The organism is Microbacterium paulum, assembly GCF_015707995.1.
In the GTDB taxonomy this organism is placed as follows: Bacteria; Actinomycetota; Actinomycetes; order Actinomycetales; family Microbacteriaceae; genus Microbacterium; species Microbacterium paulum.
Window position 1 is genome coordinate 67,047 of sequence record NZ_JAAGRY010000005.1, and the last position, 16,764, is coordinate 83,810.

Sequence of the window (16,764 nt, forward strand, 5' to 3'; positions counted from 1 at the left end):
AGTGCGCCCACGGCACACGGATGCCGGGGCGTGCGCGGATAGGATGATCACAGCATCGAGGGGAGTCCTATGGACATGGCGTGGCTGATCCCGGTTCTGATCGTGGTCGCGCTGGTCGTGATCATCGGGGTCTATCTCTGGGCGACCTACAACTCGCTCGTGGCACTGAACGTGCGCGTCGACGAGGCGTGGAGCGACATCACGGTGCAGCTCAAACGTCGTGCCGACCTGCTGCCGAACCTCATCGAGACGGTCAAGGGCTACGCCTCGCACGAGAAGGCCGTCTTCGAGAACGTCACGCGCGCCCGCGCCGAGACGATCGGTGCGCAGACCCCCGCCGAGGCGGGCGTCGCCGAGGGGCACATGCAACAGGCGCTGAAGTCGCTGTTCGCCGTCGCCGAGGCGTACCCGCAGCTGCAGGCGAGCCAGAACTTCCTCCAACTGCAGCAGCAGATCGTCGACACCGAAGACAAGATCCAGGCGTCGCGGCGCTATTACAACGGCGGAGTGCGCGAACTGAACACCAAGATCAAGGTGTTCCCGAACAACATGTTCGCGCGCAATCTGGGCTTCCACGAGCGCGAGTTCTTCGAGGTCACCGGCGGCGCGGCGATCGCCGAACCCCCGCGCATCCAGTTCTGACGCGGGCTTCGAGGCGCACCTCGTCATACGCACCGGAGCGGCATATGCCGCGTCTTAGACTGAGCGAATGAGCGGCGCTGACGAGACCGGCGCGGGCGAGACCTCCCCGCGGAAGACCCGCCCGTCTCTGCTGGAATCCCTGCGGAGTCCCGAGCGGACGGTCACCACCGAGATCGCCGCCTCGCTGCCGCACGGTCTGCGGGTGAGCACCGCGTACGCGTGGCGGTTCGTCGTGATCGCGGTGGCCGTCGGCATCCTCATCTGGATCGTCATCCAGTTGAAGCTGCTCGTCGTGCCACTGCTCGTCGCGATCCTCGTGACGGCGCTGCTGTGGCCCGGCTTCACCTGGCTGCTGCGGCACCGGGTGCCCCGGTGGCTCGCGATCGTGATCTCCGTGGTCGGGACGTTCGCCGTGATCGGCGGCCTGCTGTGGCTCGTCGTCTGGCAGATCAGCCGCGAATGGCGCGACGTGCAAGCGCGCACGCTCGAATCGGTGCAACAGCTGCGCCAATACCTGATCGACGGGCCCCTGCACCTCACCGAGGCGCAGATCGACACGATGCTCTCGCAGGCCTGGACCTTCGTGCAGCAGCAGGCCGAGCTGCTCTGGTCGGGCGCGCTGGCGATCGGGTCGACCGTCGGCCACGTGGCCACCGGAGCCGTGCTGTCGCTGTTCATCCTGCTGTGCACCCTCGCAGACGGTGCCGGCATCTGGCGCTGGGTGGTGCGCCTGTTCCCGCGCCGCGCCCGCGCCGACGTCGACGGGGCCGGCCGCGCCGGGTGGGCGACCGTGGTCACCTACGCGCGCACGCAGCTGCTCGTGGCCACGATCGACGCGATCGGCATCGGTCTCGGCGCGTTCCTGCTGGGGGTGCCGCTCGCGATCCCGATCGGCGTGCTCGTCTTCCTCGGTGCGTTCGTGCCGTTCGTCGGTGCGATCGTCACCGGCTCCCTCGCCGTCTTCCTCGCCCTCGTCTACAACGGGCCCTGGATCGCACTGTGGATGCTGGTGGTCGTGCTCGGTGTGCAGCAGCTCGAAGGCCATGTGCTGCAGCCGCTGCTGATGGGCTCGGCGGTGAAGGTGCACCCGCTCGCCGTGGTGCTCGTCGTCGCCGGAGGCGCCATGATCGCCGGCATCCCCGGTGCGCTGTTCGCGGTTCCCCTCGCCGCCTTCATCAACGTGGTGGCCGTCTACCTCTCCAACCGCCACCGCGGCGGCACCGCTCCGCCCCGCTCGCCCGACCTCATCTGGAGCACCGTGCCGCGAAACAGGAGGACCCCCGCGTGACCATTCCCACCACCCCGACCGTCTCGACCACCCCGGAGACGGCGATCCCGACGCTCGCCGAGTTCGAAGACGCCGCCGCGGCCCTGCGCCCCGTCATCCTGCAGACCCCGTTCGACGAGTCGGAGTACCTCTCCGACGTGCTCGGCGCGCCCGTGCACCTCAAGCTCGAGAACCTGCAGCGCACCGGGTCGTTCAAGATCCGCGGCGCGACGTACCGGCTCTCACGGCTGAGCGCCGAAGAGCGCGCGCGGGGTGTCGTCGCGGCATCCGCCGGCAATCATGCCCAGGGCGTGGCCCTCGCGGCGCAGAAGCTCGGCATCTCGGCGACGATCTTCATGCCGCTCGGCGTGCCCGTGCCGAAGCTCCTCGCGACGCGCGGCTACGGCGCCGAAGTGATCCTCGAGGGCGCGACCGTCGAGACGCCGCTTCGCCTCGCCGCCGAATACGCCGAACGCACCGGAGCGGTGCTCATCCACCCGTTCGACCACCGCGACGTGATCGTCGGGCAGGGAACGCTCGGGCTCGAACTGTGGGATGCGGTGGAGGGCCTCGAGACGGTCATCGTCGGGATCGGCGGGGGCGGGCTCATCGCCGGGGTCGCAGCGGCCGTCAAAGCGCGCGCCGCCGCCGAAGGGCGCACCGTGCGGATCATCGGGGTGCAGGCCGAGAACTCGGCCGCCTACCCGTCGTCGCTCGCCGCGGGCGAACCGCTGACGGTCGAGACGACGCCGACGATCGCCGACGGCATCGCGGTCGCGCGACCGGGCGACCTGACCTTCGAGGTCATCAGCCAGCTGGTCGACGAGGTCGTGACGGTCAGCGACGACGACATCGCGCGTGCTCTGCTGAACCTGCTCGAACGTGCCAAGCAGGTCGTCGAGCCTGCGGGCGCGGTCGGTGTCGCGGCGATCCTCGCCGGCAAGGTGCAGGCGACCGGACCGACCGCGGTGATCCTCTCGGGAGGCAACATCGATCCGCTGCTGCTGCAGCGCGTCGTCGCGCACGGCCTCGCCGCGTCGGGCCGCTACATGACGCTGCAGATTCCGCTGCCCGATCGCCCCGGCCAGCTCGCGCGTGTGTCGGAGCTGCTGTCGATCGCCGGCGCGAACGTGATCGAAGTCCTGCACACCCGCCACGGACAGGGGCTGCAGATCAGCGAGGTGATCCTGCAGCTGAGCGTCGAGACACGCGGCGAGGAGCACCGCGCCCACGTGATCAGCGTGCTGGATGCCGCGGGCTTCCACCCGCGCGTCGTCGAGTACTGAGCCCGGGGGAGGGCCCACCGCGATTACTGGCCGGTGTAGGTCTCGATTTTGACGATCTCGACCGGGATCTCACGCCCGGTGGGAGCCGTGTACGAGGTCTTCGTGCCGACCTCGAGGCCGAGGATCGCCGCGCCGAGGGGGGATGCCTCGCTGTAGACGTCGAGCTCGGATCCCGCCGCGATCTCGCGGCTGCCGAGCAGGAACACCTCTTCGCCGCCGGCGACGAGGGCGGTCACGACGGTGCCGCCGCGCACGATGCCGTCGGCCTCGGGGGCCTCGCCGACCACGGCGTCTTTCAGCAGCTGCTGCAGCGTGCGGATGCGCGCCTCTTGCTTGCCCTGCTCGTCTTTCGCGGCGTGGTAGCCGCCGTTCTCCTTCAGGTCGCCCTCTTCGCGAGCGGCCTCGATGCGCGCTGCGATCTCGGTGCGTCCCGTCGTCGACAGGTGCTCGAGCTCGGCGGCGAGCCGGTCGTAGGCGTCCTGGGTGAGGAAGGTCTCCGTGTTCTCGGCCACGCGTCTCTCCTTGCGTCGGGGGACCGTGCGGCGTCGCCGCACGGGTGCGTCATGCTGGGGATGCCCCGGTCGTGCGGGGTAAACCGAACGCCCCGGCAGGCAGCCGGGGCGCGTCATGTCGGATCAGCCTACGGGATCCAGCAAGAGGTCGCCAAACCGGTCGTCGCCTCGGCGACCGTCGGGATCGTCTCGGTGAAGCTGCGGCTGTGCGCGTCGTCGGCGGGGTATTCGACGATCCGCCAGCCGACGACGCCGTGGTCGGTGTCCTGTGCCTCGATGGCGCACGTGACGGCGGCGCCGCGGCGCAGGGTCACCTGGAACTCGACGGTCACGGAGTGCGCGTCGACGAGGTGGAACGCCGTGTTGTCGACGTCGACGGAGTCCATCGACTGGGAGACCGTCGACCAGCTGAAATACCCGACGACCGCGAGGGCGAGAGCCCCGACGACGATCCACACCCCGCGTCGGCCGCCGCGGCGACGGCCATAGCGATCGTCGAGTTCTGCCCGCACCGCGGCATCCGCATCGACGCCGTCGACCCCGTCGACGTGACGGTCATCGGGCCGTGCGTGCGGTGACGTGGTGGAGGGCATGGCGGGTCTCTACGGGAGGGGCGGGCGTTCTAGGCTGGACTTCCAGGCTACGCCGTGCGCGCGCGGCCGAGGAACGACGAACCGAGGAACGATGCAGATACTTCCCTCCGCGCTCGAGCGGATCGCCGCGTCGGCGCAGCACGCGGGCCTGGCGACGCCCTCGCCCTCGATGACGGTCGACCCCGACGCGGTCACGCCCGGGTTCGTCGGCTTCGTCGCGATCGCCCTCGTCGCGGTCGTCGTGGTGTTCCTCATCATCGACATGCTGCGGCGCATCCGCCGGGCGGGCTACCGCGCCGACGTGAACGAGCAGTTGGATGCCGAGGCGCAGGCCGCCCAGCAGGCCGAGGCCGCCGAGCGCGCCTCGGACATCGACGATCAAGACATCGATCCGGAGCAGGACGGCACCGGCCGCTGACGGCCGGCTGGGGCTCCGGCCGCGACGCGTCGGTCAGGCGGGGGCGCCGAGCGAGGGCACGACGGGGTGCAGCGCGATCAGCAGACACGCCGTCCAGTGGCAGAGGAACGCCAGCACGGTGCACACGTGGAAGATCTCGTGGAAGCCGAACCGCCCCGGCCACGGGTTGGGCTTCTTCAGCGCGTAGCAGACGGCGCCGCCGGTGTAGAGGAGCCCGCCGACGATGACGAGCACCATCATCGCGACGCTCGCCTGCAGCAGGTCGCCGAGGTACATCACGGCCGCCCACCCGAGCAGCAGGTAGAGCGCGACGTAGAGCCAGCGCGGCGCGTTGATCCAGAAGACGCGGAAGAGGATGCCGAGCAGCGCCCCCGTCCACACGAGCGTGAGCAGCAGAATGCCCTTCTGCGGCGGCAGGGCGAGCACGGCGATCGGGGTGTAGGTGCCCGCGATCAGCAGCATGATGTTCGCGTGGTCGATGCGCTTGAGCACCGCTTTCGTGCGCGGGCCCCAGTCGAAGCGGTGGTAGAGCGCCGAGTTGCCGAACAGCAGCACCGAGGTCGCCATGAACACGGCGCACGCCCACTTGGCGACCGCTCCGTCGGCGAGGGTTATCAGCACGATTCCCGCGGCGATCGCGACGGGGAAGGTGCCCGCATGGATCCACCCGCGCCAGGTCGGTTTCAGCTCGGCCTGCGCGCTGACCGCCGCCGCCTCGATCAGAGGCAACTGGGGCATGTCGACGCCCTCATCGGGGGTGTGTTCGGGCACGGTTCGAGCCTAGGGCTCGGCGTATGCCCACGTGCACATACGGCGGTGGCCGGGTGAGCGATAGCGTAGAGGGGTGACAGCGACGGCGCCCGGCGAGGGGAGAGGTTTCCTCTACCGGCTGTACAGTTCCCGTCTGCGGCGGCGGCTCACCCCCGAGACCGTGCCGCACCACGTGGCGATGATGATCGACGGCAATCGCCGCTGGGCGCGGCAGTCGGGTTACGCGACGGTCGCCGACGGGCACCGGGCGGGCGCCGCCAAGATGCACGAGTTCCTGCGCTGGTGCGATGAACTCGGCATCCGGGTGGTGTCGCTCTACCTCCTCTCCAACGACAACCTCCGAAAGCGCGATTCGCAAGAGCTCTCGGATCTGATCGAGATCATCGCCGAGCTCGCCGACGAGCTCTCGCGAGAGCCGGGCTGGCGCGTGCAGCATGTCGGCCGCGCCGACGGACTGCCGAGCGATCTGGCCCGCGTGCTCAAGACGGCCGAGGAGCGCACCGCCGGCAACACCGGACTGCACGTGAACCTCGCCGTCGGGTACGGCGGCCGCGGTGAGATCGTCGATGCGGTGCGCAGCATCATCGCGAAGCACCAGCGGGGCGGCGGATCGCTCGAAGAGCTCGCCGCGAGCCTCACGCCCGAGCAGATCGGCGAGCACCTCTACACGGGCGGTCAGGCCGATCCCGACCTCGTGATCCGCACGTCGGGGGAGCAGCGGCTGAGCGACTTTCTGCTGTGGCAGTCGGCCCACTCGGAGTTCTACTTCGTCGAGGCGCTCGGTCCCGACCTGCGCGAAGTCGACTTTCTGCGCGCGATCCGCGACTACGCGACGCGCGATCGCCGTTTCGGCGGCTGAACGGCGCGTGTCACAATGGCAGACGTGAGCGACGCGGATGCCCTGATCGAATCGTTCGACGTCGAACCGGGATACTTCGACTGGGCCAGGTTCGGGCCCCTCTCGCGCGCCGTCCGCGACGAGATGAGCGCCGACGCCGAGTTGCTCGGCACCGGCCGCACGGCCGGCATCGACCTGGTCGGGGCGCGCTCGGCCGAAGCGCGCGAGCTGATCGCGCGCCTGCTCGGCGTGCCCGGTGACGAGATCGTGTTGCAGCCGTCGACCACGCACGGCCTGCTGCACGCGATGTTCGGACTCGGGGGCACCGTCGTCGTACCCGCGCAGGACTTCCCCGCGGTGCGCGTGAGCGCCGCCCGCGCTGCCGCGGCACGCGGGGCGCTGAGCGTTCGCGAGATCGACCCGGCAGACGGCATCGTGACGACGGATGCCATCGTCGAGGCCCTCACCGACGACGTCACCGCGGTTGCGCTCAGCCTCGTCGACTACCGCACGGGCGCTCTCGTCGACCTCGCCGCGATCCGAGAGGCGATCGGCGACCGACTGCTGATCGTCGACGCCATTCAGGCGTTCGGGGTCGTCGACGTCGACTGGAGCGTCGCCGACGTCATCACGGGCAACGGCTACAAGTGGCTGCGCGCCGGGCGCGGCACTGGGTTCGCACGGTTCTCGCCCGCCGCGCGGGAGCGCATCGAGCCCGTGCTCTCGGGGATCTCGGGCATGCGCGGCGATGCCGGTTCGCTCGGTGTGCCGGGGGTGCTCGACGGCGCCGCGGCCTATTCGGTCGCGCCCTCCGATCCGCTCGCCGCCTCGCGGCTCACGGCGGCCCTCCGCGAGATCGAACAGGCCGGGGTGTCTCTCGTCGCAGACCTCGTCCGGGCCCGCGCGCAAGAGGTCATGCAGCTCGCCGATCGCTACGACGTGCCCGTGCTCACGCCTCGTGACGCCCACGCCGGAATCGTGACCCTCCTCCCGGTCCCCGCCGACGCATCTGCCTTGGCGGCAGCCCTCGCGAACCACGGCGTCACCGTGACGGCGCGCGGCGCCAGCATCCGCGTGTCGGCGCACGTCGGCAACGGCCCCGACAGCCTGCTGCAGCTGGGCGACGCCCTCGCCGACGCGGCGAGCCGGCGCGTCAGCGCGGTCGATTTCGGCGGTGACGCCGGTGGGATCGGCGGGATCGGCGGCATCGACGGCGCCGAGGTCTTCACGATCGATGTCATCGATCTGCCGTCCGAGGTCTCTGCCGGCGGCGACGAGGCCGTCGACGAGGCATCCGCGTTCTCTTCGGATGACGATGCGGACATCGCCATCGAGCCCGATGAAGAGGTCGTGATCGCGACGATCGAGGTCGCCGACGACGACCTCGACGACGGCGCCTTCGACGATGCCGCCTTCGACGACGGTGCCTTCGACGGCGACGCGCCGCACGACGCGAGCGGCGCGCCACGCACCGAGATTTAACGCCCCGGCAACCTGGGGGCGGCGTGTCGTACGTGCGGCGGCATCCACCCCGGTCGTACGGTCATCACATCGGGCAAGGCGCCCGGTCGGGTCGGCCTCTCCACGACTCGTGGCCCTGGTCGACTCGAGACTGCCGGGTGATCCTCACCCGGGGCGGGAGTGGGTTGTGACCACACGAGTTCCAGAGCAGCAGCAGCACCTCGATGAGGCGACGGGGGTGGATCAGGACCTCCGCACCTACGTGCTCGACACGTCGGTGCTCCTGAGCGATCCGCGCGCGTTCTTCCGTTTCGCCGAGCACTCGGTCGTCGTCCCGGTGGTGGTGATCACCGAACTCGAGGCCAAACGCAACGACCCCGAACTCGGGTATTTCGCCCGGCAGGCGCTGCGTCACCTCGACGAGCTGCGGGTCGAGCACGGCCGGCTCGACTTTCCCGTTCCCGTCGGTGAGGACGGCACGCTGCGCGTCGAACTCGCCAACACGGATGCCTCGGTGCTCCCGGCAGGTCTCCGCCTGAGCGACAACGACACCCGCATCCTCGCGGTCGCGATGCACCTCTCCCAGGACGGGCAAGAGGTCACGATCGTCTCCAAAGACCTCCCCATGCGTGTGAAGGCCGCCTCGCTCGGCCTGCACGCCGAGGAGTACCTCGCCGAGCAGGCGGTCGACAGCGGCTGGACGGGCATCGCCGACCTGAACGTCTCGGGCGACGACATCAGCGACCTCTACGAGAGCGAGGTCGCCTCGAGCGACGACGTGCGCGGGCTGCCGGTGAACACGGGCCTCGTGATCCACTCCGAACGCGGTTCCGCCCTCGGCCGGGTCACCGGCGACGGCGCCTACAAGCTCGTCCGCGGCGATCGCGATGTGTTCGGGCTGCACGGCCGCTCGGCCGAGCAGCGCATCGCGATCGATCTGCTGCTCGACCCGGAGGTCGGCATCGTGTCGCTCGGCGGGCGCGCGGGTACGGGCAAGTCGGCGCTCGCCCTGTGCGCCGGCCTCGAGGCGGTGCTCGAGCGCCAGCAGCAGAAGAAGGTCATCGTCTTCCGCCCGCTCTTCGCGGTCGGGGGTCAAGAGCTCGGCTATCTGCCCGGCGACCAGGCCGAGAAGATGAACCCGTGGGGTCAGGCGGTGTTCGACACGCTCGGCTCGGTCGTCTCGGGCAACGTGCTCGAAGAGGTCGTCGCGCGCGGGATGCTCGAGGTCATGCCCCTCACCCACATCCGTGGTCGCTCGCTGCACGATGCGTTCGTGATCGTCGACGAGGCGCAGTCGCTCGAGCGCAACGTGCTGCTGACGGTGCTGAGCCGCATGGGGCAGAACTCGAAAGTCGTGCTCACCCACGACGTCGGCCAGCGCGACAACCTGCGGGTCGGCCGGCACGACGGTGTCGCGTCGGTCATCGAGACGCTCAAGGGCCACGACCTGTTCGGCCACGTGACGCTCATGCGCTCCGAGCGCTCGGCGATCGCCGCCCTCGTCACCGACCTGTTGGAGCAGGGCGAGCTGAGCTGACCCTTCGTCGAAACGGCATGCAGCGCGCCACACGAGCCCTCAGGTGGCGCGCTGCATGCCGTGTGGGGGACTACTCCCAGCGGTAGCCTTCGCCGCGCACCGTCACGATGTGGTCGGCGCCGAGCTTCGCGCGCAGGTAGCGCACGTACACGTCGACGACGTTCGAGCCGGGGTCGAAATGCATGCCCCAGATGCGGCTGAGCAGCACCTCGCGCGTCAGGACCGTGCCGGGGTGTCGCAGGAACTGCTCCGCGAGCGCGAACTCGCGCGCCGACAGGTCGACCTCGCGCCCCGCGACGGTCGTGCGCCGCGCGAGGATGTCGAGCGTCACATCGCCGTGCGAGAGCACCATCGTGATGGCGCCGGTGCGCTCGCGCAGCCGTGAGCGCACGCGCGCCATCAGCTCGGCCACCGAGAACGGCTTGGGCACGTAGTCGCTCGCCCCGGCATCGAGCCCGTCGACCGCGTCACTGGTCGACGAGCGCGCGGTCAGCATGATCACCGGCATCCCGCCGCCTTCGGCGCGCAGCCCGCGCAGCACCTCGAACCCGTCGAGCGTCGGCAGGCCGACGTCGAGGATGACGAGGTCGATGTCGCCTTCGAGCGCGCGGTCGAGGGCCGCCTGGCCGTCTTCAGCCACGACGGTGTCGTAGCCGTCGGCATGGAGGGCCCGGGTGACCAGGGCGAGGATGTGGGGTTCGTCGTCGACGACGAGGATGCGGGTCATCCGGAGGCCTCTCGCTGGAGTACGACATCGCCGGCGCGCACCGGCATGGGAAGGGAAGCGCCGTTGCCGATCGGGATCTCGAGCGTCAGCGTCGCGCCGCCGCCGGGGGTCTCGGCCACGGTGCACCGGCCGCCGTGCGCCTTCGCGATCGCGTCGACGATCGCGAGGCCCAGCCCCGACCCGCCCACCGAGCGCTTGCCCGCGCCGCGGTCGAAACGGCGGAACACACGGTGGCGCATCGCGGGCGGGATGCCGGGGCCGTGATCGCGCACCCACAGTTGCGCACCCGAGGGGTGCACGGCGCTGCCGATCTCGATCGCCGTGCCTTCGGGGGTGTATTTCGCCGCATTGTCGGCCAGCTGCAGCCACGCCTGCAGCAGCCGGTCTCGATCGCCCCGAACGATGGCGCGGGCCACCTGCTCGACGCTCCACGCGTGGCCCGGGATCACTCCGACCAGATCGGCGACCCGCCGGGTGAGTTCGGCGAGGTCGACGTCGCCCATCGAGAAGCTGTCGGACTCGACCGCCGCCAGCAGATCGATGTCACCGATCAACCGCGTCATGCGGTCGAGCTCGGCGATCCCGAGTTCGCGGGTCGCCGCGGCATCCGTCGCATCGGTCGGATCCATCAGCTCGAGGTGGCCGCGCACGATCGTGATCGGGGTCTTCAGCTCGTGGCGCACGTCATCGAGCAGTCTGCGCTGCGTGTCGAACGAGGCCTCGGCCCCGTCGGTCGCAGCCGCCGAGCGCGGGTCGTCGAGAAGGGCCCACCCGACGATCGCGGTCACCGCGAGGGTCGCGAGTGCGCCCGCACCGAACATCGCCACGGCGGGCCACGACACCTCGGCCGAGGTCGCGACGAGCACCACGAGCACGCCGATCGCCGTGACCGCGAACCCCGCCCCGACGGTCGTGAGCACCAGCCCGAGCGTGCGGGGGCGGCGGGCGGTCGTCGCCCGTGCGGCGCCGGCGGTGCGGTTCACACTGACGATTATCAACCAGGGTGGGTCATCGACAGCAGATCGAGCTTCGCGTCGAGCTGCTCTTCGGTCAGCTCGCCGCGCTCGACGTAACCCAAGTCGATCACCGACTCACGCACGGTGATGCCCTGCGCGACCGCGTGCTTGGCGATCTTCGCCGCCGCCTCGTAGCCGATCAGCTTGTTCAGCGGGGTCACGATCGACGGCGACATGCCGGCGTACGCGGCGGCGCGCTCGAGGTTCGCCTCGAGGCCGTCGATCGTCTTGTCGGCGAGCACGCGCAGCGCGTTCGAGAGCAGACGGATCGACTCGAGCAGCGCCGTGCCCATCACCGGGATGGCGACGTTCAGCTCGAACGAGCCGGATGCCCCGGCCCACGCGACCGTCGCGTCGTTGCCGATGACGCGGGCGCACACCATCAGGGTCGCCTCGGGCACGACGGGGTTCACCTTGCCGGGCATGATCGACGAACCGGGCTGCAGGTCGGGGATGTGCAGCTCGCCGAGGCCCGTGTTCGGCCCCGAGCCCATCCAGCGGATGTCGTTGTTGATCTTCGTGAGCGACACCGCGATGGTGCGCAGGGCGCCGGATGCCTCGACGAGGCCGTCGCGGTTGGCCTGAGCCTCGAAGTGGTCCTTCGCCTCGGTGATCGGCAGTTCCGTCTCGGCGGCGAGGAGCTCGATGACCTTCTGCGGGAAACCGGTGGGGGTGTTGATGCCCGTTCCGACGGCGGTGCCGCCGAGGGGCACCTCGCTGACCCGGGGGAGCACGGCCTGCACGCGGTCGATGCCGAGGCGCATCTGTCGGGCGTAGCCGCCGAACTCCTGGCCGAGGGTGACCGGCGTGGCATCCATCAGGTGGGTGCGTCCGGACTTCACGGCGTCCTTCCAGAGCACGGCCTTCGCCTCGAGTGCCACGGCGAGGTGGTCGAGCGCGGGGATCAGGTCGTCGATGAGCGCCTGGGTGACGGCGATGTGCACCGACGTCGGGAAGACGTCGTTCGACGACTGCGACGCGTTGACGTGATCGTTCGGGTGCACGGGGGCACCGAGGTGGCGGGTCGCGAGCGTCGCGAGCACCTCGTTCATGTTCATGTTCGACGACGTGCCCGAGCCGGTCTGGTACGTGTCGACGGGGAACTGGTCGTCGTAGCGGCCGGTGATGACATCGTCGGCCGCAGCGGCGATCGCGTCGGCGATCGCGGCGTCGAGGGTGCCGAGCTCCTTGTTCGCGAGCGCGGCGGCCTTCTTGATGCGGGCGAGCGCGGCGATCTGGGTCGACTCGAGACCCGTGCCCGAGATGGGGAAGTTCTCGACGGCGCGCTGGGTCTGCGCGGCGTACAGAGCGTCTTTCGGGACGCGCACCTCTCCCATCGTGTCGTGCTCGATGCGGTACTCGGTGCTCTCGGTCATGGGTGTCACGTCCTCGTGGTGGGGTGATGGTCGGGCAGGGTATGCCGATGGTGGGGGTGGGTCAGGACTCGATGCCGACGGTGACGTGTGGCACCGCGGTGCCCTCGCTCAGCCGGTAGTTCGCGCCGACGATGCCGACCCGCCCCTCGGCGACGGCGTCGGCGATGAGCCGCGACGAGGCCAGCAGGTCGTCGATCGTGTTGCGCAGGTGCGCGATGCCGACGTCTTCGGCGTCGAGCTCGCGCGGGTCGATGCCCCCGCTCGAGCGGAGCACGGTGCGCGCGGCGGGCACGATCTTCGCGATCAGGCGCCAGATGTGCGGGGGGAGTTCGGGCGAATCGAGCGCGGTCGAGTCGATCGCGGCGCGGACGGCGCCGCACGCGTCGTGCGCGAGCACGATGATGAGGGAGACATCGAGCGCGGCGACCGCGTACTCGAGGCTCGCGACGGCGGAATCCGACGCGACCTGACCGGCGTTCCGCACGACGAACAGGTCGCCGAGGCCCTGATCGAAGATGATCTCGGCCGCCAGCCGCGAGTCGGCGCAGCCGAACAGGGCCGCGCGCGGGGTCTGCGCCGCGGCGAGCACGTGCCGGCGCTCCACGTCTTGGCGCGGGTGGCGGGGCTCGCCCGACACGAACCGGGCGTTGCCCTCGCGCATCTCGTCCCAGACCTCTTGCGGGTTCGGGCGTTCGGCGACAGCGGCATCCGTCATGGGGTCTCCTCGCGTAGAGTGCGGATCTGGTCGGTCAGTCCTTCGGCGGCCGTACGCACCGTTTCGGGTGCGAGTGATCCGCCGTAGACGAGCACGGTGTCGGCGCCGGCGGTCGTCGACAGGGCGTACGAGATGCCGTCGGGGCGCGCCTGCCCCGACATCGTGTACTCGTCCCACGCGATGCCGTCGATCGTGACCGACCCGCTCGGCGAGACGTTCCCGAGGCGCCGCGGCGCCCATCCGTCGGCCACGCCGATGCCCTGGGCGATGTTCACGAACCCCTTCGGCGGGGCGTAGACGACGAGCCAGGTCTCGCCTTCGAGGCGTGCGGCGTTGGCGCGCCATTCGGCCGGAACGGTCGGGACGAGCAGGGTGTGGTCGATCGAGCTCGACACCTGGTCGGCGACGGCGGAGACATCGACGGGATCGGGTTCGCGCAGCGACCCGCGCGGCACACCGAAGTACACCACCGCGACGACGGCGACCGTGATCAGGAGCGCCGCCGCGAGGTTTCGGAACGTCTTGCTCGAACGGTACGCGGCCGACGAGGCGGCTTTACGGTCGGCGGTCTCTTGCGCGGTCTCGGGGCGGCCGAGCTCGGCGACGATGCGGGGGCCGGCCATCAGCTCTCCGACCGCATCAGGCGTCTCCCGCCGCGGGGCGAGCGGCGTCGAGCAGACGCTTGGCGCCGAGCAGCCACTCTTCGCAGCGGGCCGCGAGCGCCTCGCCGCGCGTCCACAGCGTCAGCGACTGCTCGAGCGTGGGAGCGCCCTGTTCGAGTTCGGCGACCACTCGCACGAGCTCATCGCGCGCCTGCTCGAACGACAGGCTCGCGACATCGGCTGCGGCGTCAGCGGTCATGCTCTCATTCTAGGGTCGGCGCCGACACGCCTTCGCCCGCCCCCACGTGCAGAAGCATGTCCCATTCGTGGTCGCTTCGCGCCGGCAAAAGCAGCCACAGGGGGGACAACGCCTGCCCGAAAGGGGACGAGGGGTGGGGAGCGGCGCTGGTCGGGGTGACGGCGGTGGGTCAGGGAGTGTCGCCCTCGGCGACGGGGCCGTCGGAACGGGCGGCGAACGATCCCTCCGCGACGGTCACGATCACCGCAACGCCCGCGGGAGCCTGGGCTGCATCACGCACGACCACGCCGCCCTCGAGGTGCGCGATCGCGTACCCGCGGGCGAGCGTCGCGCCGGGGGAGAGCGCGGCGAGCGAGGCCTGCAGCTGCGCGACGCGCCGTTCGCCCTCGTGCACCTGGCGCACGACCACGTCGCGGCCGCGCGCAGTCAGGGCGAACAGCTCGTGTGATCGCGCCACGAGCATGCCCTCGGGGCTCCGCAGCACCGGGCGGGTGCGCAGCTGCTCGAGCTGGGCGACGTCGTGCGCGATCCGCTGCGTCAGCCGGGTGCGCGCGCGCGAGCGCAGCTGCTGCACGAGAGCGCGCTGCTCGGCGACATCGGGCACGATCTTCTTCGCGGCATCCGTCGGCGTCGAGGCCCGGAGATCGGCGACGTCGTCGAGGAGCGGGTGGTCGTTCTCGTGACCGATCGCCGAGACGATCGGGGTGGATGCCTGGGCCACCGCCCGCAGCAGCCGCTCGTCGCTGAAGCCGAGCAGGACCTGCGGGTCGCCGCCGCCGCGCGCGATCACGATGACGTCGACCTCGGGGTCGGCGGCGAGGGTCGCCAGGGCGGCGAGGGTCTCGGGGACGCACCGGTCACCCTGCACGGCGGCGTGGACGGTACGGAAGCGCACCTGCGGCCACCGCAGCTCGGCGTTCCTGAGCACGTCTTTCTCGGCATCGCTGCGTTCACCTGTGATGAGCCCGATCACGTGCGGCAGGAACGGGAGGCGCTTCTTGCGCGATTCGTCGAACAAGCCTTCCCGGCGCAGCTGGGCGCGCAGCTGCTCGAGCCGGGCGAGCTGGTCGCCGAGCCCCGTGAGCCGCATCGCCGAGACGGTGAAGGTGAAATCGCCTGACTTCACGAAGTAGTCGCTCTTGACGCACGCGACGACGCGATCGCCCACCTTCAGGTCATCGGGCAGCCGCTGCAGCGTCGACGACCACAGCCGGAACGAGATCATCGCGTGGCCCGATGCGTCTTTGAGCCTGCCGAACACGTGCCCGCCGCGCAGGTTCCACGCCGTGATCTCGCCCTCGACCCACACCGAGCCCCAGTTCGACACGAAGCCGCGGATCGTCTCGTTCAACCGCGAGACCGAGGTGGGGGTCTCGGGCGACGACTCGCGCGGGTGCACCGAATCGGGCGGGGCGGCCTGGCCGGATGCCGGGGCGAACGCGGTCATCGGGGGCTCCCTCGTCGTGTCGTGCGCGGGCCGGGGTGCGGCCTCGGCGGGCGGGCCGGCGCGTGTGCGGCCCGCGTCCAGCGTGGCATCCGTAGAATCTCAAGGGTGAGCAGCACAGCCGTCCGCCTTCCCTCGCCCCGCATACCGGGGCCGCGTGGACGGCTTCAGGATAACCCGGTGGCCGGTTCCAAGCGCGTGCTGCTCGCCTCCCCGCGCGGGTACTGCGCCGGCGTCGACCGCGCGGTGATCGCGGTCGAGAAGGCGCTGGAGCGCTTCGGCGCGCCCGTCTACGTGCGCAAGCAGATCGTGCACAACATCCACGTCGTCACCGAACTCGAGGCGCAGGGTGCGATCTTCGTCGACGAGGTCGACGAGGTTCCCGAGGGGGCGCACGTCGTCTTCAGTGCGCACGGCGTGTCGCCGGCGGTCGTGAACGCCGCTCAAGACCGCGGGCTGCAGGCGATCGACGCGACCTGCCCGCTCGTCACCAAAGTGCACCGCGAGGCCGTGCGCTTCGCCCGTGACGACTTCGAGATCCTGCTGATCGGTCACGACGGCCACGAAGAGGTCGAGGGCACGGCCGGCGAGGCCCCCGATCACGTCACGGTGGTCAATTCGCCCGAAGACGCCGACACCGTCGAGGTGAAAGACCCGTCGAAGGTGGTGTGGCTGTCGCAGACGACGCTCTCGGTCGACGAGACCATGGAGACCGTGCGCCGCCTCCGTGAGCGCTTTCCCGAGCTGAACGATCCGCCGTCCGACGACATCTGCTACGCCACCCAGAACCGTCAGGTCGCCATCAAGAAGGTCGCGAAAGACGCCGACCTCGTCATCGTCGTCGGCTCGGCGAACTCGTCGAACTCGGTGCGCCTCGTCGAAGTGGCGCTCGAATACGGCGCCAAGGCCGCTTATCGGGTCGACTACGCGCACGAGATCGAGCAGTCGTGGCTCGACGGCGTCGAGACCGTCGGCGTCACGAGCGGCGCGTCGGTTCCCGAGGTGCTCGTGCAGGAGGTGCTCGAAGAGCTCTCCGGCGCCGGCTACCGCGACGTCGAGCAGGTGCGCACCGCCGAAGAAGACCTCATGTTCTCGCTGCCCAAGGAACTGCGGCAGGATGCCTCGGGCCGACGCGACGGGCGGGCGCTGGGGGGACGGGCGCGGTCGTGACCGACCCCGATCGCGGGCAGCCGCAGTACGGCGAATACGCGACACCCGAAGAGCAGCGGGCCGCGATCCGCGAGCCCGCACCCGGCGGCGCACCCGTGGTGGCTGGCGCGCCCGCGGCGCCCACGCGCCG

The 16,764-nt window shown here is 70.4% G+C and carries 18 protein-coding genes; 8 read left to right on the top strand and 10 right to left on the bottom strand.

What is annotated here, in order from left to right:
- The first annotated feature begins 75 nt into the window (after nucleotides 1-75).
- From G3N18_RS02585 to ilvA, 3 genes are all read left to right on the top strand, one after another.
- Entirely contained in the window at nucleotides 76-642 is a 567-nt protein-coding gene (locus tag G3N18_RS02585; protein ID WP_196382776.1) for a LemA family protein, read from the top strand.
- Nucleotides 643-709: 67 nt separating this feature from the next.
- Entirely contained in the window at nucleotides 710-1,930 is a 1,221-nt protein-coding gene (locus G3N18_RS02590; protein ID WP_196382758.1) for an AI-2E family transporter, read from the top strand.
- The gene (gene ilvA, locus G3N18_RS02595) at nucleotides 1,927-3,195 is read left to right on the top strand and encodes a threonine ammonia-lyase (protein WP_338038179.1); all 1,269 of its coding nucleotides are present in this window, start codon (nucleotides 1,927-1,929) and stop codon (nucleotides 3,193-3,195) included. Before G3N18_RS02590 ends, ilvA begins: the two co-directional genes overlap by 4 nt.
- 23 nt (nucleotides 3,196-3,218) lie before the next feature.
- Here the strand turns inward: ilvA and greA are convergent, their stop codons facing one another.
- Together greA and G3N18_RS02605 are read right to left on the bottom strand one after the other, a co-directional pair.
- Nucleotides 3,219-3,707, bottom strand: a complete 489-nt coding sequence (greA, locus tag G3N18_RS02600) for a transcription elongation factor GreA (RefSeq protein ID WP_196382759.1) — start codon at nucleotides 3,705-3,707, stop codon at nucleotides 3,219-3,221.
- A gap of 128 nt (nucleotides 3,708-3,835) precedes the next feature.
- On the bottom strand, nucleotides 3,836-4,300 hold the full coding sequence (locus tag G3N18_RS02605) for a DUF4307 domain-containing protein (RefSeq protein WP_196382760.1): 465 nt from the start codon (nucleotides 4,298-4,300) through the stop codon (nucleotides 3,836-3,838).
- A 91-nt stretch (nucleotides 4,301-4,391) separates the two neighbouring features.
- Between G3N18_RS02605 and G3N18_RS02610 the strand changes: the two genes are divergently transcribed.
- A complete protein-coding gene (locus G3N18_RS02610) occupies nucleotides 4,392-4,718 on the top strand; it encodes a hypothetical protein (protein WP_230403780.1) in 327 nt (108 codons plus the stop codon).
- Between the two features lie 33 nt (nucleotides 4,719-4,751).
- On the opposite strand, the gene trhA is transcribed toward G3N18_RS02610, so the two are convergent.
- A complete protein-coding gene (trhA, locus tag G3N18_RS02615; protein ID WP_196382779.1) occupies nucleotides 4,752-5,456 on the bottom strand; it encodes a PAQR family membrane homeostasis protein TrhA in 705 nt (234 codons plus the stop codon).
- A gap of 106 nt (nucleotides 5,457-5,562) precedes the next feature.
- Here trhA and G3N18_RS02620 point away from each other — a divergent pair, with 106 nt between their 5' ends.
- The 3 genes from G3N18_RS02620 (at nucleotide 5,563) to G3N18_RS02630 (ending at nucleotide 9,325) form a co-directional block, all read left to right on the top strand.
- Entirely contained in the window at nucleotides 5,563-6,348 is a 786-nt protein-coding gene (locus tag G3N18_RS02620) for an isoprenyl transferase (RefSeq protein ID WP_196382761.1), read from the top strand.
- Between the two features lie 15 nt (nucleotides 6,349-6,363).
- Nucleotides 6,364-7,809 (top strand): aminotransferase class V-fold PLP-dependent enzyme, encoded by a 1,446-nt coding sequence (locus G3N18_RS02625; RefSeq protein WP_196382762.1) that lies wholly within the window; start codon nucleotides 6,364-6,366, stop codon nucleotides 7,807-7,809.
- A 166-nt stretch (nucleotides 7,810-7,975) separates the two neighbouring features.
- Complete coding sequence (locus G3N18_RS02630; RefSeq protein WP_196382763.1) at nucleotides 7,976-9,325, top strand: PhoH family protein; 1,350 nt, start codon at nucleotides 7,976-7,978, stop codon at nucleotides 9,323-9,325.
- Nucleotides 9,326-9,395: 70 nt separating this feature from the next.
- Here the strand turns inward: G3N18_RS02630 and G3N18_RS02635 are convergent, their stop codons facing one another.
- The 7 genes from G3N18_RS02635 to xseA all read right to left on the bottom strand — a co-directional run bounded on the left by G3N18_RS02635 (nucleotide 9,396) and on the right by xseA (nucleotide 15,467).
- The gene (locus tag G3N18_RS02635) at nucleotides 9,396-10,052 is read right to left on the bottom strand and encodes a response regulator transcription factor (RefSeq protein WP_196382764.1); all 657 of its coding nucleotides are present in this window, start codon (nucleotides 10,050-10,052) and stop codon (nucleotides 9,396-9,398) included.
- The gene (locus tag G3N18_RS02640; protein WP_338038183.1) at nucleotides 10,049-11,035 is read right to left on the bottom strand and encodes a sensor histidine kinase; all 987 of its coding nucleotides are present in this window, start codon (nucleotides 11,033-11,035) and stop codon (nucleotides 10,049-10,051) included. The genes G3N18_RS02635 and G3N18_RS02640 overlap by 4 nt, the downstream gene beginning before the upstream one ends.
- An 11-nt stretch (nucleotides 11,036-11,046) precedes the next feature.
- Nucleotides 11,047-12,444 carry a class II fumarate hydratase gene (locus tag G3N18_RS02645; RefSeq protein WP_196382765.1) on the bottom strand — a complete coding sequence of 466 codons (1,398 nt, stop codon included), beginning with the start codon at nucleotides 12,442-12,444 and terminating at the stop codon, nucleotides 11,047-11,049.
- Between the two features lie 61 nt (nucleotides 12,445-12,505).
- Nucleotides 12,506-13,159, bottom strand: a complete 654-nt coding sequence (locus tag G3N18_RS02650; protein WP_196382766.1) for a carbonic anhydrase — start codon at nucleotides 13,157-13,159, stop codon at nucleotides 12,506-12,508.
- Nucleotides 13,156-13,782 (bottom strand): DUF4245 family protein, encoded by a 627-nt coding sequence (locus G3N18_RS02655; protein ID WP_196382767.1) that lies wholly within the window; start codon nucleotides 13,780-13,782, stop codon nucleotides 13,156-13,158. Before G3N18_RS02655 ends, G3N18_RS02650 begins: the two co-directional genes overlap by 4 nt.
- Before the next feature lie 16 nt (nucleotides 13,783-13,798).
- Nucleotides 13,799-14,020 carry an exodeoxyribonuclease VII small subunit gene (locus G3N18_RS02660; RefSeq protein WP_196382768.1) on the bottom strand — a complete coding sequence of 74 codons (222 nt, stop codon included), beginning with the start codon at nucleotides 14,018-14,020 and terminating at the stop codon, nucleotides 13,799-13,801.
- 169 nt (nucleotides 14,021-14,189) lie between these two features.
- On the bottom strand, nucleotides 14,190-15,467 hold the full coding sequence (xseA, locus tag G3N18_RS02665) for an exodeoxyribonuclease VII large subunit (protein WP_196382769.1): 1,278 nt from the start codon (nucleotides 15,465-15,467) through the stop codon (nucleotides 14,190-14,192).
- 177 nt (nucleotides 15,468-15,644) lie between these two features.
- On the opposite strand from xseA, the gene G3N18_RS02670 reads away from it, so the two are divergent.
- Complete coding sequence (locus tag G3N18_RS02670; RefSeq protein WP_338038185.1) at nucleotides 15,645-16,634, top strand: 4-hydroxy-3-methylbut-2-enyl diphosphate reductase; 990 nt, start codon at nucleotides 15,645-15,647, stop codon at nucleotides 16,632-16,634.
- Nucleotides 16,635-16,764: the final 130 nt, after the last annotated feature.